The organism is Allosphingosinicella sp., assembly GCF_046295735.1.
Lineage (GTDB): Bacteria > Pseudomonadota > Alphaproteobacteria > Sphingomonadales > Sphingomonadaceae > Allosphingosinicella.
This window is the reverse complement of the sequence record NZ_JBKBMQ010000017.1, coordinates 53537-74323: the sequence shown is the minus strand read 5'-3', so window position 1 is coordinate 74323 and position 20787 is coordinate 53537. Positions and strand designations below refer to the sequence as shown.

Sequence of the window (20787 nt, the reverse complement as noted above, 5' to 3'; positions counted from 1 at the left end):
AAGCCCGGCCGCCTTCAAACAGCGCGGACGGTGGCGAAGCGTTTGTAATCGTAGATGCCCACCGTCGGCGCATTGCGCTCATAAGTCAGCCGCACCGTCGGCGCGAAGCCGTTCACCCTGAGCTGGCGGAAGGTGGCGCCCGACCGGGCGGTGAACAGCCACTCCTTGCGCCGCTCCGGGAACAGGAACAGCCGCGCATCACTTTCGGTCCGCCGACGCCGGAGGCGGCTCGGAGGTCTGGCTTTGGCGCAGCTCCGTGATCGTCTCATCGGCGGGCGGCGGCGGAGGGGGCGGCGGCGAATGAGCCGGCGGCGCGGGCGGCGGCGCAGGGATCGGGGCGACGCCTCCGCCCCCGCCACAGCCGCCAAGGACGGTTGCCGCTCCCGCGAGCAGCATCACACAGATCGTACGCAAGACAACCCCCCTGAAAACACAAGAGAACCTCGCGCCTGTATCGGCAACATCAAGCCCGCGTTTCCGGCAAGCCCCACCGCCGTCGTGCGCGTCCGGACACTGGACCTTGATCGGTCGCGAAGCCCGCACCCGACATCTGCGCGCGACGTCCGACCGCCGCCGGCAGTTTTTCGACTTGCGTCGCGCCGCCGTTCCGCGGCACGCAAGACCGACCGCTACGGGTCCTTCGGCAAGATGGGCCCTTCGCTGGGGGGATCGGGTGAACGGCAAAATCGCGCGCTTTGAAGCGGCCCGGATTCTGCTCTTCACAATCTTCGCTACGGTCGCCTACGGGGTTCTGCACGATCAAGTGACGGCGCATCTGTGCGTCGAATATTTCACGATCGCCCACCCGCCGCTGTTCCCCACCGAATCGCCGTTCCTTCTGGCGCTTGGATGGGGGTTCGTCTCGACTTGGTGGGTGGGCCTGTTGCTCGGGACGGCGCTGGCCGCGGCTGCGCGCCTCGGTGCTTGGCCCAGGCTCGGCTTGGGCGACGTGCGCCGCCCCATCCTGCTGGTCATGCTGGCAAGCGCGATCGCCGCCTGCCTCACGGGAGCCGCCGGCGCCATTGCCGCCGCCCAGGGCGCGATCCCGCTCGCGCCCGAATGGCGGCAGGTCATCCCGGCCGGAAAGCATGTCGCATTCGCCGCCGTCGCCTGGGCGCATATGGCAAGCTATCTGGCAGGCGCGGCAGGCGGAGCGTTCGTCATCTTCCTGACCATCCGCCGACGCGCGGCAAGCCGTAACGTGCCAGCGGGCCGAACGTCTTAAAATCCATTTTCCTACAGCCCCCCACCCGAGGCATAAGCTGGGCGGTTATGCTTTGGGGTTTGAGGAAGGAGGGGTGCCTTGCCATGGCGGCCGGCCGGATGAATGGGAGACCAAGGACGCGGGCGGGCGCGCCGCGCGCACGCCGGAGACGGTGCGGACGCCCCGTTGAAATGCCTCGCCTTTTCACGCCGAAACGCCGCACGTTCGTCACCTTTGGGCGGGTCGGGTCCACCCGCGGCCCGGTGCCGCGCTCAGAAGCCCGAGCTGTCCTTGCGGACGAAGGCGCCGCTGTTCGCGTCGAGGTGCAGGTCGACGTCGGGATAGTGGCAGTCGCTCGCCGCCGGCCGCCCCACTGCGATGAAGGTGCAGGGCCGGTCGGTCCGGTTGACCAGATGGTGGCCGTTCGGCACGCCTTTGGGGAAGGCGGCGCAGTCGCCGGGGCGCATCGCGGTCTCGCCGCCCTCCTCCACCAGCACCGCCTCGCCGTCCAGCATCACGACGAACTCGTCCTCGCCGTCGTGCCAGTGGCGCTGGCTGGAGATGCCGCCCGGCTCCAGCACGACGTGGCTGACGCCGAAATCCTCGATCCCCGCCGCCGGCGCGAGGCGTCGGAAGTGGCGCTTCGCCATCGCTTCGGCATAAGGCGGCGGATAGCCCGTGCGGTTGGTCTGCTCGATCGCGTCCAGGTCCAGCTTCGGCATGGCGCACCTCCCTCCCGCTCTGCTAGGCGGCGGCCATGACCGTTGCAATCGATCCCGTCGACCTCGCCGCCGCCCTCATCGCCTGCCCCAGCGTCACGCCGCAGGAAGCGGGTTCGCTCACCGTGCTCGGCAACGCGCTCCAGGACCTGGGTTTCGAGGTGCACCGCTTCCTCTCCGGCGGCCCGCCCGACGGGCCGGTCGAGAACATGTTCGCGACGCGCGGGACCGGCGGCCCGCACTTCGCCTTCGCCGGCCATGTCGACGTCGTGCCGCCCGGCGAGGGCTGGACCTCCGACCCGTTCCAGCCGGAGATACGCGGCGGCCTGCTCTACGGCCGCGGCGCGGTCGACATGAAGGGCGGCATCGCCGCCTTCGCCGCCGCCGCCTCGCGCGTGCCGGATCATCCGGGGACGTTGAGCTTCATCATCACCGGCGACGAGGAAGGGCCGGCCACCTGCGGCACGGTCGCGATCATGGACTGGATGGCCGAGCGCGGCATCCGCCCCGACATGATCCTGATCGGCGAACCGACCAGCGAGGCGCGGCTGGGCGACGTCGTCAAGATCGGCCGGCGCGGCACCGTCAACATGTGGATCAGCGTGCCGGGCACGCAGGGCCATGTCGCCTATCCGCACCGCGCCGACAATCCGATCCCGAAGCTCGCCCGCGCCGTCGCGGCGCTCGACGCCTTGGTGCTCGACGAGGGAACGGAGGGCTTCCAGCCGTCGAACCTCGAATTCACCGCCGTCGCGACGCCGACCCGGGCGACCAACATCATCCCCGGCGCGGCCACCGCCCAGCTCAACATCCGCTTCAACAATCTCCACCACGGCGAGGCGCTGGTCGATCTCGTCCGCCGCACCGTCGCCGAAGCCGCCCCCGGCGCCACCGTCGAGGCGCGCATCTCGGGCGAAGCCTTCCTCACCCCGCCCGGCCCGATCTACGACATCGTCACCGACGCGATCCGCGCCGAGACCGGGGTCGAGCCCCGGCTCTCCACCCATGGCGGCACCTCCGACGGCCGCTTCCTGACCAAACTGTGCCCGGTGGTCGACTTCGGCCTCCCCAACGCCACCATGCACAAACTCGACGAAGCCGCCGCCGTGGAGGACATCCACGCGCTCTCCCGCATCTACGAACGGATCATCCGCAAAGCGCTGGGGGGCGTGGAAGGTTGAAAGCCGGCCTCGTCACCCCACCACCGTTCGGCCTGAGCCTGTCGAAGGCCGCCCCTTCCCCCTTCCCCCCTCACCGCCGCCGCCGGAGCACGATATAGAGCGCCCCCGTCCCGCCATGGCGCGGATGGGCGCCGCGCACCGCGGCGATGTCGGCGGCGTGGCGCGAGGCGGCGAGCCAGTGGCCGACCGCCGCGCGGATCGCGCCGCGCGCCACCGGGCGGCGGTCGTCCGTGGGCGGCTTACCGGTGATGAGGAGGAGCAGCCGCGCGCCGCCCGCCACCGCCCGCTCCAGGCTGTCGTCGAGCCGGCCATAGGCGCCCTGCAGGCTGTGGCCGTGGAGGTCGATGGTCATGTCGGGCGCGACCAGCCCGCGCGACAGCCGCCGGTCCCAGCCCCCGTCAAGCGTCGTGCCGGGCACGGCCCTGGCCGGCGCGGCGGCCGTGGGCCTGGGTGCGGCCCGGGCGGCCTTGGGCGCGGGCGCCGGCGGAGGCGCCGGCTCCTCGGGCGCCGCGTCAGCCGCCTGCGTCTGGTGGAGCGGCCGGACGGTGCGGATCACCTTCGCCCACAGCGCCCGCTCCTCAGCGCTGAGCGGCCGGTCCATCGTGCCGCGCCAGCGTGCCTCGCGGCAGCAGGACGAGCGCCCGGCCGCGCGCGGACATGCCGCCCGCGATCCGCGCCGCTTCCGCGCCCGCGCCCCAGAAGGTGTCGAAGCGGTTGGCGCCCCGGATCGCGCCGCCCACGTCCTGCGCCACCCACAGCCCGTCGGCGACCGGCGCCTCCATCGCGGACAGCACCACCGGCGCGCCCAAGGGCACGAAGCGCGGATCGGCCGCCACCGTCACCCGCGGCGTCACCGGCCGGCCGAGCGATCCGAGCGGGCCGGGCCCGGTCAGTTCGGTGAAGAAGATGTAGCTCCTGTTCTCCCGCATGATCGCGCGGCCCTGCTCGCGATTGGCGCGCAGCCATTCGGTGATCGCCTGCATCGTCACCGGGCTCTGCACCAGCCCCCGCTCCCGCAGCAGCCGGCCGATGGCGACATATTCGCGGCCGTTCTGCCCGGCATAGCCGATCCGCATCACCCCGCCGTCCGGCAGCGCGAGGCGGCCCGATCCCTGGATCTGGAGGAAGAAGAAGTCGACCGGATCGGCCACCCAGGCGATCTCCAGCCCCCGCCCGGACAGCGCCCCCGCCTCGATCGCGGCGCGGTCGTGATAGAGGACGAGATTGCCGTTCTCGACCCGGCCGCGGATGCGCCGGCCGCTGAGGTCGTTCGACCATTGGCCGAGGTCCGCCTCCACCAGATCGGCGGGCTTGGCGTAGACCGGCGTCTCATAGCCCGGGCGGCGGGTGCGCGATCCCGCGATCTCCGGCTCGAAATAGCCGGTGGCGAAGGCGTTGCCCCCGCCGACTTCCACCGTCTCGAAATGGGTGGCGAAGAAACGGAGCGCGTCGCCGGTTGGCCACCCGGCGGCCGCGTCGCAGGGCGGCGCCCAGTCCTCGGGCCGGGTGAGGCCGGACTGGTCGGTGCGCCGCACCGCCGACGGGCAGCTGATCCGGAAGGCGGCGAGCGCCGCCTCCGCCGCCGCGGGCGTCAGGCCCAGCGCCTCGACGGCCGGTCCCGCGCGAAGCCCGGCGGCGATGGCGGTGGCAGGCTCCTGTCCCGGGGTCGGGCTCGGCGAAGGCGTGGGGGACGGCGCGGGCGCCGGTGCCGGCGCGGGAGCGGGCTGGACCGTCTGCGCCGTCTGCGCGCAGCTCGCCAGCGCCACCAGCATCCCCGCCAGCAGCAGCGGCCGGCGCGGGTCGGAGGATCGGAACGGCTCGAGCGGGCGGAGGCGGGTCATTCCCGCGGCATAGCGGCAAGCGGACCGGCGCGGAAGCCGAGCCGGCCGAAAACCGGTGCGCTACAGCCCGTGTTCGCGGCGGAATTCGCGCCAGCGCCGCACATTGGCCTGATGTTCCTGATAGGTGCGGGCGAAGACATGGCCGCCCGTGCCGTCGGCGACATAGAAAAGCGCGTCCGTCTCCGCCGGCTTCAGCACCGCCTCGATCGTCGCCCGCCCCGGGTTGGTGATCGGCCCCGGCGGCAATCCGGCCACGGCGCGGGTGTTGTAGGGATTGCGGTCGCGAAGCTCGGACACCCGGATCTCGCGGCCGAGCGGCCGGCCCCGGGTGATCGGATAGATGGTGGTCGCATCCGCCCCCAGCATCATGCCGATGCGCAGCCGGTTGGTGAGCACGCCCGCCACCAGCCCATATTCTTCGGCCTTGGCCGTCTCCTTCTCGACGATGGAGGCCAGGATCACCGCCTCCTCGCGGCTGTTCACCATCGCGTTCGGCTGGCGCTGCGGCCACAATTCGTCGAGCGCGCGGGTCATCGCCTGCTGCATCCGTTCCAGCACCGCCGCCCGCGTCTCGCCGCGGCGATAGTCGTAGGTGCTGGGAAGGACCGAGCCCTCCGCCGGCACCTCGATCTCGCCGACCAGCTCCTCCACCGCCATCAGCCGGTCGCGCACGATCACCGACGGCATGCCTTCGGGAATGGTGACGAAGCGCCGGACCGGCTGGCCGTGCTGCAGATGGTCGAGCACGCGCGCGCCGCTCATGCCCGGCGGGATCTCGAACTCGCCGGCCTGGATGGGGTCGGACGAACCGAACAGGCGCGCCATCGTGCGGAAGGTCCGCGCCGTCCCCGGGATCGCGCCTTCCTCTTCCAGCTGGCGCGCGACGCGGGCGAGGCTCGCGCCAGGCTCCACGACGATCGTCGTCGGCGCCTCGGCGGGGCCGGGGCTCGCCCACAGCATCCACCAGGCGCCCGCCGCGGACAGGCCGGCGACCAGCACGAGCACCAGCAGGAGCCGCTTCAGCACGGGCGCGTCAGACCGCCTTCATCACCAGGCTGGCGTTGGTGCCGCCGAAGCCGAAGCTGTTGTTGAGAACGGCGCGGACCTTGCGCTCCTTCGCCTTGTGCGGGACGAGATCGACCCCGGCCGTGCCCTCGCTCGGATTGTCGAGATTGAGCGTCGGGGGCACGATCTGGTCGCGCAGCGCCAGGATGCAGAAGATCGCCTCCACCGCGCCGGCGCCGCCGAGCAGGTGGCCGATCGCCGATTTGGTGGAGCTCATCGACACGTTGCCGATCGCATTTCCGAACAGGCGGCGCACCGCGCCCAGTTCCAGCTCGTCGCCGAGCGGGGTCGAGGTGCCGTGGGCGTTGATATAGTCGATGTCGATCGGATCGAGGCCGGAGCGCTTCAGCGCCATCTCCATCGCGCGATAGCCGCCCGCCCCTTCCGGATGCGGCGCCGTCACGTGATAGGCGTCGCCCGACAGGCCGTAGCCGACCACTTCGGCATAGATGTTGGCGCCGCGCGCCTTGGCGCGCTCATATTCCTCGAGCACCACCACGCCCGCGCCTTCGCCCATCACGAAGCCGTCGCGGTCGACGTCGTAGGGGCGGCTCGCCCGCTCCGGCTCGTCGTTGAAGTTGGTCGACAGCGCGCGCGCCTGGGCGAAGCCCGCGATGCCGATCGGGCAGATCGCCGCCTCGGCGCCGCCCGCGAGCATCACGTCGGCATCGTCCATCGCGATCATCCGCGCCGCGTCGCCGATCGAATGGGCGCCGGTCGAGCAGGCGGTGACCACCGCATGGTTCGGGCCCATCAGGCCGTAGCGGATCGACACCTGGCCGGAGATGAGGTTGATGAGCCGCCCGTGAACGAAGTGGGGAGAGACGCGGCGGGGGCCCTTCTCGTGAAGAACCAGGCTCTCCTTCTCGATCCCCGGAAGGCCGCCGATGCCGGAGCCGATCGAGACGCCGACCCGGTACCGCTCTTCCTCGCTCATCTCGGTGAGGCCGGCATCCTCGAGCGCCTGGCCGGCCGCGTCGATGCCGTAGACGATGAACGGATCGACCTGGCGCTGGATCTTGTGATCGACGCGCTTGCCGGGGTCGAATCCATATTCATGGTCCGGCCCCTTCACCTCGCAGGCGATCTTGCAGGCATAGTCGGCGGCATCGAACCGGGTGATCCGGCCGGCGCCGCTGCGCCCGGCAAGGATGTTCTTCCAGCTGGTGGCGACGTCTCCCCCCAGCGGGGTGACGAGGCCCAGTCCAGTCACGACGACACGGCGCATGCGCAAAAACTCCTGAGTGAGACAGACAAACGGCCCCCCGGCCGGGCGGCGGGGAGCCGTTCAGATCACCGCCGGGCCGGCGGGTTCGCCGGCAAGGGGATCAGGCCTTGTTCTGCTCGATATAGTCGATCGCATCCTTGACGGTGCTGATCTTCTCGGCGGCATCGTCCGGGATCTCGACGCCGAACTCTTCCTCGAAGGCCATGACCAGCTCGACGATGTCGAGGCTGTCCGCGCCCAGATCGTCGATGAAGCTCGCTTCCTCGGTGACCTTCTCGGCTTCGACGCCCAGATGCTCGACGACGATCTTCTTAACGCGCTCGGCGGTCTCGCTCATATTCACCTTCCTCCATATGTGTTTGAACCCGCCCTAGCCGCTCACCGCGCCCGCTGGCAAGTGGCCCGTGGCGGCGGCGTCTACAGCATCGCCATGCCGCCATTGACGTGGATGGTCTGGCCGGTGACGTAGCCGGCCTCGCGGCTGGCGAGATAGACGGCGGCGGCGGCGATGTCCGCGCCCTCGCCCAGCTTGCCGGCCGGGATGCGGCCGAGCAGCGCCTCCTTCTGCGCCTCGGGCAGCACGTCGGTCATCGCCGAGGCGATGAAGCCGGGCGCGATGCAGTTGACGGTGATGCCGCGGCTCGCGACTTCCTGGGCGAGCGCCTTGGACATGCCGACCAGCCCCGCCTTCGACGCGGCGTAATTGGCCTGGCCCGGATTGCCGGTCGCGCCCACCACCGAGGTGATCGAGATGATCCGCCCGTGGCGCGCCCGCATCATCGGCTTCAGCGCCGCCCGGGCGAGCCGGAAGGCGGCTTCGAGATTGATGCGGATCACGTCCGCCCATTCCTCGTCCTTCATCCGCATGGCGAGATTGTCGCGCGTGACGCCGGCATTGTTGACGAGGATGTCGATCTTGCCGAGCGCTTCCACCGCCTGCGGCACCAGCGCGTCGACGGCGGCGGGGTCCGACAGGTTGCAGGGCAGCACCACCGCCTCGCCGCCGATCTCGCCCGCCACCTTCTCCAGCGCCTCGGCCCGCGTCCCCGATAGCGCCACCCGCGCCCCCCGCCCCGCCAGCCCCGCCGCAATCGCCGACCCGATGCCCCCGGACGCGCCAGTCACGAGTGCGGTCATTCCCGTCAAATCGAACATTCTCAAGCTCCCAGATTTGGTTCGCGCAGAGGCGCAGAGGACGCAGAGGGGGCAGGTTCGACATGCCCGTTCACTACGCGGCGGACGCCTTCCTTGAGAGAAGAGCCGCCGAAATTGATCAACAGGCCGACCGGCAGCTTCATCAGCCTCAGATAGGTCAACACCTGCTTCGCGTGGACCGCGCTGGGCTGGTCCACCGATTTCACTTCGACGATCAGCCGATCGTCAATCAGCAGATCGATCTTGAAAGCCGCCGCGAAGCGTTGACCCTCATATTCGATGTCGACCGGCATCTGCCGGTCGACCCTGTAGCCGCGTTCCGTCAGCTTTCCAGCAAGGATGGTTTCGTAAACGCTCTCGAAGAGCCCGGGTCCCAGATCGCGGTGCAGTCGCATCGCAATGCCGATCACATCGCTTGTAATCTCATCGATGGCTCGCACCCGCTTCGTGACCTCTGCGTTCTCTGCGCCTCTGCGTGAACCCTACAACTCCCCCACCAACGCGTCGATGTCGTCCATCGTGATGACGCTGGTGACGCTGGCGTCGGGGGCGATGCGTTTGGCCATGGGGGCGAGGACCTTGGCGCCGAACTCCACGAAATGGGTGACCCCCGCCTCCGCCATCGCCGCGACGCTCTCGCGCCAGCGCACCATGCCCGTCACCTGCTCGACCAGCAGGCGCCGTATCTCCTCCGGCTGCGCGGTCGGGGCGGCGGTGACGTTGGCATAGACCGGCACCGACGGCGCGCGCAGCTCGGCCTTGCCGAGCGCCTCCTCCATTGCGCGCGCGGCGGGCGCCATCAGCGGCGAATGGAAGGGCGCGGACACCGGCAGCAGCAATGCCCGCTTCGCGCCTTTCTCCTTGGCGATGCCGAGCGCGCGCTCGACCGCCGCCTTGTGGCCGGAAATCACCACCTGGCTCGGATCGTTGTCGTTGGCGACCGTGCAGACCTCGCCCTCGGCCGCCGCCTCCTCGGCCACCGCCTGCGCCATCTCGCGGCTCGCGCCGAGCAAGGCCGCCATCGCCCCCTCGCCGACCGGCACCGCCGCCTGCATCGCTTCCCCGCGCAGCTTCAGCAGCCGCGCTGTGGTGGCGAGATCGAAGGTGCCGGCCGCGCACAAGGCGCTATATTCGCCGAGGCTGTGGCCGGCCACGAAATCGGCCTTCTCATCCAGCCGGATGCCGGAGGCGCGCAACGTCGCGATCGCATTGGCCATGATCGCGGGCTGAGCGTTCGCGGTCAGCGTCAGCTCCTCCTGCGGCCCTTCGGCCATCAGGCGGGAGAGGTTCTGCTTCAGCGCCTCGTCCACCTCCTCGAACACCGCCCGCGCCTCGGCGCTCGCCTCGGCCAGCGCCCGTCCCATGCCGACCGCCTGGCTGCCCTGCCCGGGAAAGATGAATGCGCGCATGACAAGGCCCCTTTCTGGTCGAATCCGAGGCGCCCGGTTACACCAAAAGGAAGCGATTGCCATAGGCGGCCGGGAGGGATCGCACGGGCAATGCGAGACCCCTCCCCTCCCTGCACGCGCGGAGAAGCCGGGTCGGGCGCGCCTTCGGAAAAGCCCCGCCCGCGTTGAGCCGTCAGGCTTCGAGCAGCTCCCGCTGCTGGGGCTCCTTGAAGCGGAAATCGATCTCAAGGCCGAGCGCTGGCAGCACCGCCATCAGCGTTTCCAGTGTCGGGTTTCCCTGCGGCCCGAGCGACTTGTTGAGCGTCTGTCGCTTGATTCCGGTTTCGCGAGCGAGCTGGCTGAGACCGCGGGCGCGTGCCACGACACCGATCGCGGTCGCGAGGTAGTTGGCGTTGCCGCTCGCGGCGGCGTCCCGAAGAAGGTAGATCTGGGAGCTCTCCCGCCCGAGATAGTCGGCGGCGTCGAAGTCGCGCACGTCGAGCGCGGCGGGATCTAGATCGGATTCGGTCATTTAGCTGGCCCTCCATGGCCTGACGAGCGTCACGATTGCTTCCCCTTCTTCACCGGTCCCGGCTTCGGCTTGCTCAGCGCCGCTGCCATTGACTCGGCGGTTCTGATGTCGGCCGCCTGCGTCTTCTTCGTCCCGCCGCACAGGAGAAGGATGATCGCCTGCCCGCTCCTGGTATAGTAGAGTCGGTAGCCCGGCCCGACGTCGATCCGGAACTCCCCCACTTTCTTCCCCACCGGCTTGGTGTCGCCGAGCAGTCCGGACTGGATGCGCACGATCCTCGTCACGATCGCGTCCTGAGCCACCTTGTCGGTCAGGTTCTTGAGCCAGGCGTCGAAAGCCGCCGTTCTCCGGATCGTGACCATCTGACGCTTATAGGCGTCGCCCAATGATTGTCAACTTAAAGCGTCACCCCTCTCACCACTTGCTTTTTCGCTCCATCTCCGCCACATGGCCGCCATCCGGGGCGGAAGGTCTCCTTCTCGCCCCGGCTTTGCATTGCAAGACGACAGCCGGAGGGGCGTCCGCATTGGGCGGCGTCAGCGATCGGCCAAAAGAAAAGGACTGCGCAACATGCCGCTATACGAGCATGTGTTTCTCGCGCGTCAGGACCTGGCCCAGACCCAGGTCGACGCGCTGGCGGAAACCGCCACCAACATCATCGAATCGAACGGCGGCAAGGTCGTCCGGACGGAGACCTGGGGTCTTCGCAACCTCGCTTACCGGATCGCCAAGAACCGCAAGGCGCATTATGTCGCGCTCGATTTCGACGCGCCCGCGCCGGTCGTCGCCGAGCTCGAGCGGCAGACCCAGATCAACGAAGACGTCATCCGCTACATGACCATCAAGGTCGATGCGCACGAGCAGGGCCCGTCGGCGATGATGCGCCGGGGCGACCGCGACGGCAAGCGCGGCGACCGCGGTGATCGCGGCGACCGTGGTGATCGCGGCGGTGATCGTGGCGGCCGCGGCCGCGACTTCGACAACGAATAAGAAGGGACCAGCATCATGGCACGCCCATTCTTCCGTCGCCGCAAGAGCTGCCCCTTCTCGGGCTCCGAAGCGCCGAAGATCGATTATAAGGACGTCCGCCTTCTCCAGGGCTTCGTCTCCGAACGCGGGAAGATCGTTCCGTCCCGCATCACCGCGGTGTCCGCGAAGAAGCAGCGCGAGCTGGCCAAGGCGATCAAGCGCGCCCGCCATCTCGGCCTGCTTCCCTATGTCGTAAAATAAGGAGAGGCCGAAATGGACGTCATCCTCCTCGAACGGATCGAAAAGCTCGGCGCCATCGGCGACGTGGTGAAGGTGAAGAACGGCTATGCCCGCAACTACCTTCTGCCGCGCGGCAAGGCGCTGCGCGCCAACGAAGCCAACCGCAAGGTGTTCGAAGCCAACCGCGAGCGGATCGAGGCGCAGAATGCCGAGCGCCGCACCGCCGCCGAAAAGGACGCCAAGACGCTGGACGGCGTGACCGTGCAGCTGATCCGCCAGGCGTCGAACGTCGGGCAGCTCTACGGCTCGGTCTCCGCCCGCGACCTCGTCGAGGCGCTGGAAGCGGAAGGCCACAAGGTCGCCAAGAACCAGATCGTCCTCGACCGCCCGATCAAGTCGATCGGCCTGCAGGACGTGAAGGTGGCGCTGCACCCGGAGGTGTCGGTCACCATCCATGTCAACGTCGCCCGCTCGCCCGAAGAGGCCGAGCTGCAGGCGCAGGGCGTCGACGTGATGGCCGAGATGTTCGAGCGCGACAATGCCGGCTTCACCGAAGCCTATGACCCGAACGCCGAGCCGGGCGAGATCCCGTCCGACGACGCCGCTCCGGCGGCCGGCGAGGGCGAGGCCGACGCCGAAGCCGAGGCCGCCCAGGCCTGAGCCTGCGCGCCGCGCGAACCACGGAAGAGGCCGCTTGCTCTCCGGAGCCGGCGGCCTTTTCTTTGCCCGGCGCCCTCGCCGGTCCGGGCGCAGGAAGGCCGCGATGATCCTCGTCGTCGACAATTATGACAGCTTCACCTGGAACATCGTCCACCATCTGCGCGCGCTCGGCGCCGAGGTGCGGGTGGAGCGGAACGACGCGCTGAGCGCGGCCGAAGCGCTCGCCAGCGGCGCCGACGGCATCCTGATCTCGCCCGGACCGGGCACGCCGGACGCCGCCGGCATCTCGCTCGCCCTCGTCGCCGCCTGCGCGGAGGCGCGGCGCCCGCTGCTCGGCGTCTGTCTCGGCCACCAGGCGATCGGCCAGCATTTCGGCGGCCGCGTCGTGCGTGCCGCCCGGCTGATGCACGGCAAGACCTGTCCGGTGGAACATGACGCGAGCGGCGTCTTCGCGGGCCTTCCCTCCCCCTTCACCGCCGCGCGCTACCATTCACTGGCGCTGGCCGCGGACAGCCTGCCCGAATGCCTGATGGTCAACGCCTCCGCCGCCGACGAGCCGGTGATGGGCCTGCGCCACCGCACCCTCCCGATCCACGGCGTCCAGTTCCATCCCGAAAGCGTCGCCAGCGAGCATGGCCACGAATTGCTGGCCAATTTCCTCGACTTGGCGCGGTCCGGCGGGCGCGCTTGACAGCAGCCGAAACGTTCCGTAGACGTTCCTCATACGTTCCGAACATGAGGCCGGACCGATGCTGACGCGCAAGCAACACGAGCTTCTCTGCTACATCCACGAACGTCTGGGCGAGACCGGTGTGTCGCCGAGCTTCGAGGAGATGAAGGAGGCGCTCGACCTCAAGTCGAAGAGCGGCGTCCACCGCCTCATCTCGGCGCTCGAGGAGCGCGGCTTCATCCGCCGCCTGCCGAACCGCGCCCGCGCATTGGAAGTGCTGAAGATGCCGGACCAGAAGGCCGGCGCCGCGCCGGAGCCCAGGCCGCAGGTCATCCCGCCGCAGGCCGCCAACGACATCATCGAGCTTCCGCTCCACGGCCGCATCGCCGCCGGTACCCCAATCGAGGCGCTGCAGGGCACCGAAACGCTTCCGGTCCCCGCCGCTTTGCTCGGCCCGGGCGAACATTATGCGCTGGAAGTCGCCGGCGATTCGATGGTGGAGGAAGGCATCCTCGACGGCGACTATGCCCTCATCCGCCGCACCGACATCGCGCGCGACGGGGAGATCGTGGTCGCGCTGGTCAACAATGAGGAAGCGACCCTCAAGACCTTCCGCCGCGAAGGCACGATGATCCGGCTCGATCCCGCCAACCGCAATTACGACCCGCAACGCTACCGCCCCGACCAAGTCGCGATCCAGGGCCGCCTCGCCGGGCTCCTGCGCCGCTACTGAGCGCGATCGGTTTCGACGGGGGTCGTCATTGCGAGGAGCGAAGCGACGAAGCAATCCATGGGCCTCCACCGCATGGATTGCCGCGCTTCGCTCGCAATGACGGACTTTGCTCAGGCTAAGGCGATCATTCTCTAGCCGCAAACCCCGGGAAGCTTCGCGTTCCGAACAACGAGGCTGGCCGAACAAAACGCTGGCCGAGCAAAGAGGCCGCCCCAACAAAAAGGCCGGGCGGCTCATACGCGCCGCCCGGCCATGTTGCGGCGCCGCCCGGTGGGAGAGCGGGACCGCTGGCGAATGTCGGCGTCGCTTCGAAGAGTGACGCGTCGACCCGTGCCATGACAGCAGCAAGAGGCGTGCCACGACGCAAAGCCGCGGGTCTCGATGGTTAATTGCCGCGCGGACGCGTTCCGTTCCGGGACTGGCGGGTCAGCGGAGACGGGTGGCGAGCCGCCACCACTGGGGAAAAGCGGCGGCGATGCGGGCGTCGTCGGCGTCGCGCGCCGCCGCGTCGTCGTAGAGGCCGAAGCAGGTCGCGCCCGATCCGGACATCCTCGCGAAGCGCGCGCCGCGGAGCGCGTCCAGCACCGCGCCGATCTCCGGCACCAGCGCCCGCGCCGGCGGCTCGAGGTCGTTGCGACCGTCCTCCCAGCCGCCGAGCGGCCCGCGGTCCACCGCGTCCCAGGCCCGGAAGACGGCGGCGGTGGACAAAGGGACGCGCGGATTGACCAGCAGCGCCGGCCGCCCCGACAGGTTGGGAGCGTCGATCTCGCGGAGCCGGTCTCCGCGCCCCTCGCCGGCGGCGGTCTTTGAGCGCAGGCAGGCCGGCACGTCCGCGCCGAGCGCGGCGGCGATCCGCAGCAGTTCGGCCTCCGCCACATCGAGCTTCCAGAAGCGCGTCAGCAGCCGCAGGGCCGCCGCGGCGTCCGCCGATCCACCGCCGATGCCGGAGGCGACCGGAAGCCTCTTGTCGAGCCTCAGCGCCGCACCCCGTCCGCCGCCCAGCATGCGCGCCGCGCGCAGCACCAGATTGTCCTCCGCCGCGCCGAGATCGCCCGCGAACGGCCCGGTCACGTCCAGCGCCAGCCGCCCGCTCGGCTCGACCGACAGCAGGTCGCCGTCCGCGCAGAAGGCGAACAGGGTCTCGATCCGGTGATAGCCGTCCGGCTCCCGCGCCCGCACGTGCAAAGCGAGGTTGAGCTTGGCATAAGCCGGCTCCTCCATCGCGCCCGTCACTTCGCGGCCCTCACCTCGCGGCGAGGCGGGGCGTCAGCCCTTCCGCGATCTTGGCGGCGATCCGTTCGGCGTCTTCCGGCTCCGCATAGACGGCGGCCGCGCGCCAGGCGAAGCGCGCCTCGATCCGCCGTCCGGCCGACCAGTAGACGTCGCCCAGATGCTCGTTGATCGTCGGGTCGGCGGGCTCGCCCTCGGCGGCGCGCTCGAGCAATTCCACCGCGCGGGCGATGTCGCCCTTCAGATAATAGGCCCAGCCGAGCGAGTCGGCGATCGCCGCATTGTCGGGCGCGAGCCGGGCGGCCTCGCGCACCATCCGCTCCGCCTCCTCCAGGTTCTCCCGCCGCTCGAGCTGCGCATAGCCGAGATGGTTGAGGACGATCGCCTGTTCGGGCGCGAGCTCATAGGCCCTGGTGAGCGCGGCCTTGCCTTCCGCCCAGGACCCGGCCCGCTCGAGGGCGCCGCCGCGCGCAAGCCACAGCGCCCAGGCCGGGAAGGGATCCTCCGGCCCGTGCAGCGCCAGCGCCCGGCCATAAGCGTCCGCCGCCTCGCCCTGGCGCCCGAGTTCCATCTTGATGTCGCCGATCCGTACCCAGGCGGCGACCGTCTCCGGATCGCGCACGAGCGCCTCGGCAAGCGCCTCCTCCCCACGCCCGGCGGCGGCGAGGATGACGACCCGGCCTTCCGCGGCCATGTCCGCCCAGGGATCGCCCGCCGGGATCCGCGCCAGCAGCTCCAGCGCGGCTTCGTAGCGCTGCTGCCCGGCAAGGGCGTCGGCGGCGGTCAGCCAGGCGGCGCCGTTGTCCGGCGCGAGGAAGGTGGCGATCCGCGCGAAGCTCAGCGCCAGCGGCAGGACATTCTGTTCGCGAAGGTCGCTCGCCATCGACAGCAGGAATTCGGCCGCGCCGGCGGCGGGCGTCGCCACCTCGCCCGGCAGCGGCCGCCCGGCCTCGACGAGCGCCCGGGCGGCGACGATCCGCCGGTCCTGTCCCGCCAGCAATTCGATCGCGCCGCGCCGGTCGCCGCGCCCGGCGAGCAAAGCGGCGCCGGCGAGCCTGAAGCGCGTGCCCCGCTCGCCCGCTTCGGCGGCCTGCGCGGCCAGCTCCGCCGCCGCGCCCCGGCGGCGCAGCGCCAGTCTCAGCAGCGGGCGGTGTTCGGCGGCATAGGACACCGCGATCGGATGCGCGGCGGCACCGTCCAGCAGCGCCTCGGCATTGCCGCGGCGCGCGCCCACCGCGATCCAGGCCCGCAGGATCGGCGCCATGAAGGCGAAGCTTTCTTCCTCCTCCAGCGCGTCGAGCTGGGCGCCCGCGCCGCGCCAGTCGCCGGCGCGCAGCGCTCCCGCCGTCAGCATCAGCCGCGCCTCGACCGACAGGTCGCCCGCCGCCGCGAGCTTGCGCGCCGCTTCCATCGCCAGCGCGAAATCGCCGCCGGCGATGCCGTTGGACAGGGCTTCCGAAGCGAGATCGACATCGGCCGGCAGCGCCGCCAGCGCGATCGCATAGGCCGAATTGGCGCGATCGAAGGCGCCGCGCTCCGCCGCGATGCGACCCTCGGCATAAGCGGCGAGCGGCGAGGCGAGCTCGGACCGCGCCGCGGCCTGCGCCGGCATCGTCGCCAGCGCCAGGGCAAGGGCGCCGAGCGCCGGAAGCCTACATGTTGGGATAGTTCGGCCCTCCCCCGCCTTCGGGAACCACCCAGTTGATGTTCTGGGTCATGTCCTTGATGTCGCAGGTCTTGCAGTGGACGCAATTCTGCGCGTTGATCTGGAGGCGCGGCCTGCCGTTTTCCTCCACGAATTCGTAGACGCCCGCCGGGCAGTAACGCTGTTCCGGCCCGTCATAGAGGTTGAGATTGACCTCGACCGGTATGTCCGCGTCCTTCAGCGTCAGGTGGACCGGCTGGTCCTCCTCGTGATTGGTGTTGGACAGGAAGACGGAGGAGAGCCGGTCGAAGCTGATCACCCCGTCCGGCTTGGGATAGGCGATCGGCTGGACGAGGTCCTTGCGCCACATCTGCCGGTGGTCCGGGTGATGCTTCATCGTGAAGGGCAGGCCGATGCCGATCTGGCGCATCCACATGTCGGCGCCGGCGAGCAGCGTGCCGATCGTGCCGCCCCATTTGGCGACCAAAGGCTCGACGTTGCGGACCTTCTTGAGCTCGTCCGCCACCCAGCTCGAATGCAGCGCGTCGGCATAAGCCGACAGCTCGTCCCCCGCCCGGTCGGCGGCGACCGCCTCGAACGCGGCTTCGGCGGCCAGCATGCCGGATTTAATCGCGGTGTGGCTGCCCTTGATGCGCGGCACGTTCACGAAGCCGGCCGAACATCCGATCAGCACGCCGCCCGGGAAAGCGAGCTTCGGGATCGCCTGATAGCCGCCCTCGTTGATCGCCCGCGCGCCGTAGGAGACGCGGCGCCCGCCCTCCAGCACCTCGCGGATCGCCGGATGCTGCTTCCAGCGCTGGAACTCCTCGAACGGCGAGAGATAGGGGTTGCGGTAGTTCAGTGCGACGACGAAGCCGAGCGCCACCTGGTTGTTTTCCTGATGGTAGAGGAAGCCGCCGCCCCAGCTGTCCTCGTCCAGCGGCCAGCCCTGGGTATGGATCACCCGGCCCGGCACATGCTTGTCCGGATCCACGTCCCACAATTCCTTGAGGCCGATGCCGTAGACCTGCGGCTCGCTGTCGCGGTCGAGGTCGAAGATGCGCTTCAGCTCCTTGGTGAGGTGCCCGCGCGCGCCTTCGGCGATGAAGGTATATTTGGCGTGGAGCTCCATCCCGGGCTGGTAGTCCGGCTTGCGCGTGCCGTCGCGGGCGACGCCCAGGTCGCCGGTGGCGACCCCTTTCACCGAACCGTCCTCGTTGAACAGGATCTCAGCCGCCGCGAAGCCGGGGAAGATCTCGACGCCCAGCGCCTCCGCCTGCCCCGCCAGCCAGCGGCACAGATTGCCGAGGCTCAGCGTGTAGGTGCCCTTGTTGTTCATGAAGGGCGGCATCAGCAGGTGCGGGAATTCGAACTTCTTCGTCGCGGTCAGCACCCAGTGGCGGTTCTCCGTCACCGGCACGGTCAGCGGGCTGTCGAGGTCGCGCCAGTTGGGGATCAGTTCGTCGAGTCCGCGCGGATCGACCACCGCGCCCGACAGGATGTGCGCGCCGACTTCTGAGCCCTTTTCCAGGACGCAGACCGAAAGCTCGCGGCCCCGTTCCTCGGCGAGCTGCTTCAGGCGGATGGCGGCCGAAAGACCCGCGGGACCGGCTCCGACGATCACCACGTCATAAGCCATCGACTCGCGTTCCGCCATTCCCACCTCCGTTTCGGCGCTGTTCTGACTCATGTCGTCGCAAACAGCCAACATCTGGCAGATAGGCGGCAATTTCGCCATTGACCAGACCGCGCCGCAGGGACCTTAGTCCATATCAGAGTGGAGCGGGGCGATCAGATCATGTCCCCTGCGGCGGCCGCGAGCGCGCTGCAGTGGTGGGCCGATGCGGGCGTGGACATCCTCGTCGACGAGGAACCGCGCGACTGGCTGAACCCGAAGGCCAAAGCGCCGCCGCCGCCGCCGGAGCCCCAGCCCGCGCCGGAAGACGCGCTTCCGGACCAGCTCGACCTGTTCCAGGCCTGGCTCGCCGGCAGCGACCGGCTCGCCTTCGCCTCGCCCTCGGCGCCGCGCGTCTGCCCGTCGGGCGATCCGTCGGCGGGGCTGATGATCCTCACCGACATGCCGACGCTGGAGGATTGCGGCGCGGGCACGCTGCTGTCCGGCGACGTCGGCCGGCTGTTCGATCGCATGCTGGCCGCGATCGGCCGCGACCGCGCCTCCATCTATCTGGCCGCCTTGTCCTGCCTGCGCTCGCCCGACGGGCAGCTCGGCGGAGAGGCCGCGCAGGCTTGCGCCACGCTGGCGCGCCACCATGTCGGCCTCGCCGCGCCCAAATCGCTGCTCCTGCTCGGCGACGCCTGCGCCAAGGCGCTGCTCGGCCTGCCGGTCGCGCGGGCGCGCGGGCGCTGGCACAGGATCGCCACCCATGCCGGCGAAATTGACGCTTTGGTAACCATAGCCCCCCGACAATTGCTCGAGAATCCGACTCAGAAGCGCCACGCCTGGGCGGATCTCCAGATGTTGATGGAAGGACCGGGACGATGATCCAGCTCCGTTCGCTCCTGCTTGCCGCGGCGGCCGCGCTGCCGGCCGTTCCCGCCGCCGCGGCGGAGGCGGCCGATGCCGAGGAGTCCCGGATCGGGCGCCCGGCCCATAGCGGCGACGCGCGCGAGGCCCGCATCCCGGCCCAGCTCGACAGCAACGAGCGGCTTTTGTACGCGCAGGTCTTCGCCGCCATCCGCGCGCAGGATTGGGCGGGCGCCACCGCCCTTCTCGACAATAGCCGCACCGGCCCGCTCCACGACGTCGCCCGCGCCCTCGTCTATGTCGACCGCAATTCGCCGCGCACCGACGTGTCGCTGCTGCTGTCGGTGCTGGAACGCTCGCCCGATCTGCCGCAGGCGCCGCAGCTCGCCCGCATGGCGCAGACCCGCGGCGCGACCGAGCTTCCGAACCTGCCCGAAATCCAGCGTCTCGTCGGCCAGGCGGGGCAGCCCCGCCGCGCCCGCGCCCGCCCGGTCCGCTCCGAACCCGGCTATGCCGAGCTCGACGGCCTCATCCAGCCGCTGATCGTCGCCGACCGCCCCTATGAGGCCGAGGCGATCCTGGCGGAGCGCGAGTTCAGCCTCTCGACCGACGCCCGCACCGAATTCCAGCAGCGCGTCGCCTGGTCCTATTATCTGACCGGCAACGACCGCTCCGCCCGCGCGATGGCCGACAAAGCGCGCCAGGGCAGCGGCGACTGGGCGATCCATGCTGATTGGGTGGCCGGCCTCGCCGCCTGGCGGATGGGCGATTGCAACGGCGCGGCGGAAGCCTTCCACAATGTGGGCTCGCGCGCCTCCGATCCGGAATTGATGGCGGCCGGCCAATATTGGGCGGCGCGGTCCGACATGAAGTGCGGCCGGCCCGAACGGGTCCAGGCCCGGCTGCGCACCGCGTCCCGGCTGACCGAGACCTTCTACGGCCTGCTCGCCGGCTCGGCGCTCGGGCTGCGGCAGCCGGCGGTTCCGAACGGCGGCACCTTCACCCGCGCCGACTGGCGGCTGCTCGCCGGGCGGCCTAACGTGCGCGCCGCCATCGCGCTCACCGAATTGGGCGAGACCGGCCTCGCCGACGAATTGCTGAAGCATCAGGCGCGGATCGGGCCGGCGCGCGAGCATGAGGCGCTGCTGCACCTCACCGAGCGGCTGAACATGCCGGCGACGCAGATGTGGCTCGCCCACAACACGCCGCGCGGCGTCGATATCGATCCGCTCGCCCGCTATCCCTCGCCCAGCTGGCAGCCCGGCCGCGGCTGGCGGGTCGATCCGGCGCTCGCCTTCGCGCACGCGCTGCAGGAATCGGGTTTCCGGCCCGCCGCGGTCAGCCATGCCGGCGCGCGCGGCCTGATGCAGGTGATGCCGGGCACCGCCGCCCAGATGGCGCGCCGCAGCGGCGAGCCGGCGCCGGAGCCGAGCCGCCTCAACGACCCGGTCGTGAACATGGAATATGGCCAGTCCTACCTGGAATTCCTGCGCGACTTCCACGGCACGCAGGGGCTGCTGCCCAAGGTGATCGCCGCCTACAATGCCGGCCCCGCGCCGATCGCGGAGTGGAACACGCGCGGCCGCGACCAGGGCGATCCCCTGCTCTACATCGAATCAATCCCCTATTGGGAAACGCGCGGCTACGTGCCGATCGTGCTGCGCAACTACTGGATCTACGAGCAGCGCGCCGGCCGCCAGTCCGCCAGCCGCTCCGCCCTCGCCCAGGGCATGTGGCCGCGCTTCCCCGGCGCCCAGGGCCCGTCCGCGGTCCGCATCGAACCCCAGCCCCGCGCGACAGCGATGGGATCGCAATAACGTTTCTCCCCTCCCCGCAAGGGAG

Annotated in this window: 24 protein-coding genes; 9 read left to right on the top strand and 15 right to left on the bottom strand. The window is 70.1% G+C overall.

Translation table 11 applies throughout. The features are described 5' to 3' along the window. Nucleotides 1–14: 14 nt before the first annotated feature. Entirely contained in the window at nucleotides 15–269 is a 255-nt protein-coding gene (locus ACK4K7_RS14790; RefSeq protein WP_431867165.1) for a hypothetical protein, read from the bottom strand. Nucleotides 270–673: 404 nt separating this feature from the next. On the opposite strand from ACK4K7_RS14790, the gene ACK4K7_RS14785 reads away from it, so the two are divergent. Then, nucleotides 674–1225: a hypothetical protein gene (locus ACK4K7_RS14785; protein ID WP_431867163.1), complete on the top strand. Its 552-nt coding sequence runs from the start codon at nucleotides 674–676 to the stop codon at nucleotides 1223–1225. 251 nt (nucleotides 1226–1476) lie between these two features. On the opposite strand, the gene ACK4K7_RS14780 is transcribed toward ACK4K7_RS14785, so the two are convergent. After that, on the bottom strand, nucleotides 1477–1926 hold the full coding sequence (locus tag ACK4K7_RS14780; RefSeq protein ID WP_431867161.1) for a cupin domain-containing protein: 450 nt from the start codon (nucleotides 1924–1926) through the stop codon (nucleotides 1477–1479). Nucleotides 1927–1961: 35 nt separating this feature from the next. Here ACK4K7_RS14780 and dapE point away from each other — a divergent pair, with 35 nt between their 5' ends. After that, nucleotides 1962–3104, top strand: a complete 1143-nt coding sequence (gene dapE / locus ACK4K7_RS14775) for a succinyl-diaminopimelate desuccinylase (RefSeq protein ID WP_431867159.1) — start codon at nucleotides 1962–1964, stop codon at nucleotides 3102–3104. 70 nt (nucleotides 3105–3174) lie between these two features. Here dapE and ACK4K7_RS14770 read toward each other — a convergent pair whose 3' ends face one another. From ACK4K7_RS14770 to ACK4K7_RS14725, 10 genes are all read right to left on the bottom strand, one after another. After that, nucleotides 3175–3705, bottom strand: a complete 531-nt coding sequence (locus ACK4K7_RS14770) for a Smr/MutS family protein (RefSeq protein WP_431867157.1) — start codon at nucleotides 3703–3705, stop codon at nucleotides 3175–3177. After that, nucleotides 3683–4945 (bottom strand): murein transglycosylase A, encoded by a 1263-nt coding sequence (mltA, locus tag ACK4K7_RS14765; RefSeq protein ID WP_431867156.1) that lies wholly within the window; start codon nucleotides 4943–4945, stop codon nucleotides 3683–3685. Before mltA ends, ACK4K7_RS14770 begins: the two co-directional genes overlap by 23 nt. Nucleotides 4946–5005: 60 nt before the next feature. Then, the gene (gene mltG / locus ACK4K7_RS14760; protein WP_431867154.1) at nucleotides 5006–5971 is read right to left on the bottom strand and encodes an endolytic transglycosylase MltG; all 966 of its coding nucleotides are present in this window, start codon (nucleotides 5969–5971) and stop codon (nucleotides 5006–5008) included. A 7-nt stretch (nucleotides 5972–5978) separates the two neighbouring features. Then, nucleotides 5979–7238 (bottom strand): beta-ketoacyl-ACP synthase II, encoded by a 1260-nt coding sequence (gene fabF, locus ACK4K7_RS14755; protein ID WP_431867152.1) that lies wholly within the window; start codon nucleotides 7236–7238, stop codon nucleotides 5979–5981. Between the two features lie 100 nt (nucleotides 7239–7338). Further along, nucleotides 7339–7575, bottom strand: a complete 237-nt coding sequence (locus ACK4K7_RS14750; protein WP_431867150.1) for an acyl carrier protein — start codon at nucleotides 7573–7575, stop codon at nucleotides 7339–7341. A gap of 80 nt (nucleotides 7576–7655) precedes the next feature. Next, entirely contained in the window at nucleotides 7656–8393 is a 738-nt protein-coding gene (fabG, locus tag ACK4K7_RS14745) for a 3-oxoacyl-[acyl-carrier-protein] reductase (RefSeq protein WP_431867148.1), read from the bottom strand. Between the two features lie 2 nt (nucleotides 8394–8395). Continuing rightward, nucleotides 8396–8833 (bottom strand): GxxExxY protein, encoded by a 438-nt coding sequence (locus tag ACK4K7_RS14740; protein WP_431867147.1) that lies wholly within the window; start codon nucleotides 8831–8833, stop codon nucleotides 8396–8398. Between the two features lie 42 nt (nucleotides 8834–8875). Further along, nucleotides 8876–9802, bottom strand: coding sequence for an ACP S-malonyltransferase (gene fabD / locus ACK4K7_RS14735; RefSeq protein ID WP_431867145.1), 927 nt, complete (start codon nucleotides 9800–9802; stop codon nucleotides 8876–8878). 172 nt (nucleotides 9803–9974) lie between these two features. Continuing rightward, nucleotides 9975–10313 carry an addiction module antidote protein gene (locus ACK4K7_RS14730; RefSeq protein WP_431867144.1) on the bottom strand — a complete coding sequence of 113 codons (339 nt, stop codon included), beginning with the start codon at nucleotides 10311–10313 and terminating at the stop codon, nucleotides 9975–9977. Nucleotides 10314–10342: 29 nt separating this feature from the next. After that, nucleotides 10343–10675, bottom strand: coding sequence for a type II toxin-antitoxin system RelE/ParE family toxin (locus ACK4K7_RS14725; RefSeq protein WP_431867143.1), 333 nt, complete (start codon nucleotides 10673–10675; stop codon nucleotides 10343–10345). Nucleotides 10676–10883: 208 nt separating this feature from the next. Between ACK4K7_RS14725 and rpsF the strand changes: the two genes are divergently transcribed. The 5 genes from rpsF to lexA all read left to right on the top strand — a co-directional run bounded on the left by rpsF (nucleotide 10884) and on the right by lexA (nucleotide 13585). Continuing rightward, entirely contained in the window at nucleotides 10884–11303 is a 420-nt protein-coding gene (gene rpsF / locus ACK4K7_RS14720) for a 30S ribosomal protein S6 (protein WP_431867141.1), read from the top strand. A gap of 15 nt (nucleotides 11304–11318) precedes the next feature. Further along, a complete protein-coding gene (gene rpsR / locus ACK4K7_RS14715; RefSeq protein WP_431867139.1) occupies nucleotides 11319–11543 on the top strand; it encodes a 30S ribosomal protein S18 in 225 nt (74 codons plus the stop codon). A gap of 12 nt (nucleotides 11544–11555) precedes the next feature. Next, a complete protein-coding gene (rplI, locus tag ACK4K7_RS14710) occupies nucleotides 11556–12182 on the top strand; it encodes a 50S ribosomal protein L9 (protein ID WP_431867137.1) in 627 nt (208 codons plus the stop codon). A gap of 103 nt (nucleotides 12183–12285) precedes the next feature. Further along, on the top strand, nucleotides 12286–12873 hold the full coding sequence (locus ACK4K7_RS14705; RefSeq protein WP_431867135.1) for an anthranilate synthase component II: 588 nt from the start codon (nucleotides 12286–12288) through the stop codon (nucleotides 12871–12873). A 58-nt stretch (nucleotides 12874–12931) separates the two neighbouring features. After that, nucleotides 12932–13585 carry a transcriptional repressor LexA gene (gene lexA / locus ACK4K7_RS14700; protein WP_431867133.1) on the top strand — a complete coding sequence of 218 codons (654 nt, stop codon included), beginning with the start codon at nucleotides 12932–12934 and terminating at the stop codon, nucleotides 13583–13585. 426 nt (nucleotides 13586–14011) lie between these two features. On the opposite strand, the gene ACK4K7_RS14695 is transcribed toward lexA, so the two are convergent. From ACK4K7_RS14695 to ACK4K7_RS14685, 3 genes are read right to left on the bottom strand one after another with little or no spacing between them, the layout of a single operon-like run. Continuing rightward, the gene (locus ACK4K7_RS14695; protein WP_431867182.1) at nucleotides 14012–14806 is read right to left on the bottom strand and encodes a 4-(cytidine 5'-diphospho)-2-C-methyl-D-erythritol kinase; all 795 of its coding nucleotides are present in this window, start codon (nucleotides 14804–14806) and stop codon (nucleotides 14012–14014) included. A 22-nt stretch (nucleotides 14807–14828) separates the two neighbouring features. Beyond that, nucleotides 14829–16427 carry a tetratricopeptide repeat protein gene (locus tag ACK4K7_RS14690; RefSeq protein ID WP_431867131.1) on the bottom strand — a complete coding sequence of 533 codons (1599 nt, stop codon included), beginning with the start codon at nucleotides 16425–16427 and terminating at the stop codon, nucleotides 14829–14831. 40 nt (nucleotides 16428–16467) lie between these two features. Then, on the bottom strand, nucleotides 16468–18117 hold the full coding sequence (locus ACK4K7_RS14685) for an electron transfer flavoprotein-ubiquinone oxidoreductase (protein WP_431867181.1): 1650 nt from the start codon (nucleotides 18115–18117) through the stop codon (nucleotides 16468–16470). 141 nt (nucleotides 18118–18258) lie between these two features. Here ACK4K7_RS14685 and ACK4K7_RS14680 point away from each other — a divergent pair, with 141 nt between their 5' ends. Further along, a complete protein-coding gene (locus ACK4K7_RS14680) occupies nucleotides 18259–18963 on the top strand; it encodes a uracil-DNA glycosylase (RefSeq protein ID WP_431867129.1) in 705 nt (234 codons plus the stop codon). Then, complete coding sequence (locus tag ACK4K7_RS14675; RefSeq protein ID WP_431867127.1) at nucleotides 18960–20762, top strand: lytic transglycosylase domain-containing protein; 1803 nt, start codon at nucleotides 18960–18962, stop codon at nucleotides 20760–20762. The genes ACK4K7_RS14680 and ACK4K7_RS14675 overlap by 4 nt, the downstream gene beginning before the upstream one ends. Nucleotides 20763–20787 lie beyond the last annotated feature (25 nt).

What these genes read in the sequence shown, in the direction of transcription:
- rplI (WP_431867137.1), top strand. Translation starts at nt 11,556, where the DNA reads ATGGACGTCATCCTCCTCGAACGGATCGAAAAGCTCGGCGCCATCGGC.
- ACK4K7_RS14675 (WP_431867127.1), top strand. Translation starts at nt 18,960, where the DNA reads ATGATCCAGCTCCGTTCGCTCCTGCTTGCCGCGGCGGCCGCGCTGCCG.
- fabD (WP_431867145.1), bottom strand. Translation starts at nt 9,802, where the DNA reads ATGCGCGCATTCATCTTTCCCGGGCAGGGCAGCCAGGCGGTCGGCATG.
- rpsR (WP_431867139.1), top strand. Translation starts at nt 11,319, where the DNA reads ATGGCACGCCCATTCTTCCGTCGCCGCAAGAGCTGCCCCTTCTCGGGC.
- mltA (WP_431867156.1), bottom strand. Translation starts at nt 4,945, where the DNA reads ATGACCCGCCTCCGCCCGCTCGAGCCGTTCCGATCCTCCGACCCGCGC.
- fabF (WP_431867152.1), bottom strand. Translation starts at nt 7,238, where the DNA reads ATGCGCCGTGTCGTCGTGACTGGACTGGGCCTCGTCACCCCGCTGGGG.
- ACK4K7_RS14685 (WP_431867181.1), bottom strand. Translation starts at nt 18,117, where the DNA reads ATGGCGGAACGCGAGTCGATGGCTTATGACGTGGTGATCGTCGGAGCC.
- dapE (WP_431867159.1), top strand. Translation starts at nt 1,962, where the DNA reads ATGACCGTTGCAATCGATCCCGTCGACCTCGCCGCCGCCCTCATCGCC.
- ACK4K7_RS14750 (WP_431867150.1), bottom strand. Translation starts at nt 7,575, where the DNA reads ATGAGCGAGACCGCCGAGCGCGTTAAGAAGATCGTCGTCGAGCATCTG.
- fabG (WP_431867148.1), bottom strand. Translation starts at nt 8,393, where the DNA reads ATGTTCGATTTGACGGGAATGACCGCACTCGTGACTGGCGCGTCCGGG.
- ACK4K7_RS14770 (WP_431867157.1), bottom strand. Translation starts at nt 3,705, where the DNA reads ATGGACCGGCCGCTCAGCGCTGAGGAGCGGGCGCTGTGGGCGAAGGTG.
- ACK4K7_RS14705 (WP_431867135.1), top strand. Translation starts at nt 12,286, where the DNA reads ATGATCCTCGTCGTCGACAATTATGACAGCTTCACCTGGAACATCGTC.
- rpsF (WP_431867141.1), top strand. Translation starts at nt 10,884, where the DNA reads ATGCCGCTATACGAGCATGTGTTTCTCGCGCGTCAGGACCTGGCCCAG.
- ACK4K7_RS14695 (WP_431867182.1), bottom strand. Translation starts at nt 14,806, where the DNA reads ATGGAGGAGCCGGCTTATGCCAAGCTCAACCTCGCTTTGCACGTGCGG.
- ACK4K7_RS14780 (WP_431867161.1), bottom strand. Translation starts at nt 1,926, where the DNA reads ATGCCGAAGCTGGACCTGGACGCGATCGAGCAGACCAACCGCACGGGC.
- ACK4K7_RS14730 (WP_431867144.1), bottom strand. Translation starts at nt 10,313, where the DNA reads ATGACCGAATCCGATCTAGATCCCGCCGCGCTCGACGTGCGCGACTTC.
- ACK4K7_RS14680 (WP_431867129.1), top strand. Translation starts at nt 18,259, where the DNA reads ATGTCCCCTGCGGCGGCCGCGAGCGCGCTGCAGTGGTGGGCCGATGCG.
- ACK4K7_RS14790 (WP_431867165.1), bottom strand. Translation starts at nt 269, where the DNA reads ATGAGACGATCACGGAGCTGCGCCAAAGCCAGACCTCCGAGCCGCCTC.
- lexA (WP_431867133.1), top strand. Translation starts at nt 12,932, where the DNA reads ATGCTGACGCGCAAGCAACACGAGCTTCTCTGCTACATCCACGAACGT.
- ACK4K7_RS14725 (WP_431867143.1), bottom strand. Translation starts at nt 10,675, where the DNA reads ATGGTCACGATCCGGAGAACGGCGGCTTTCGACGCCTGGCTCAAGAAC.
- ACK4K7_RS14690 (WP_431867131.1), bottom strand. Translation starts at nt 16,427, where the DNA reads ATGCCGGCGCAGGCCGCGGCGCGGTCCGAGCTCGCCTCGCCGCTCGCC.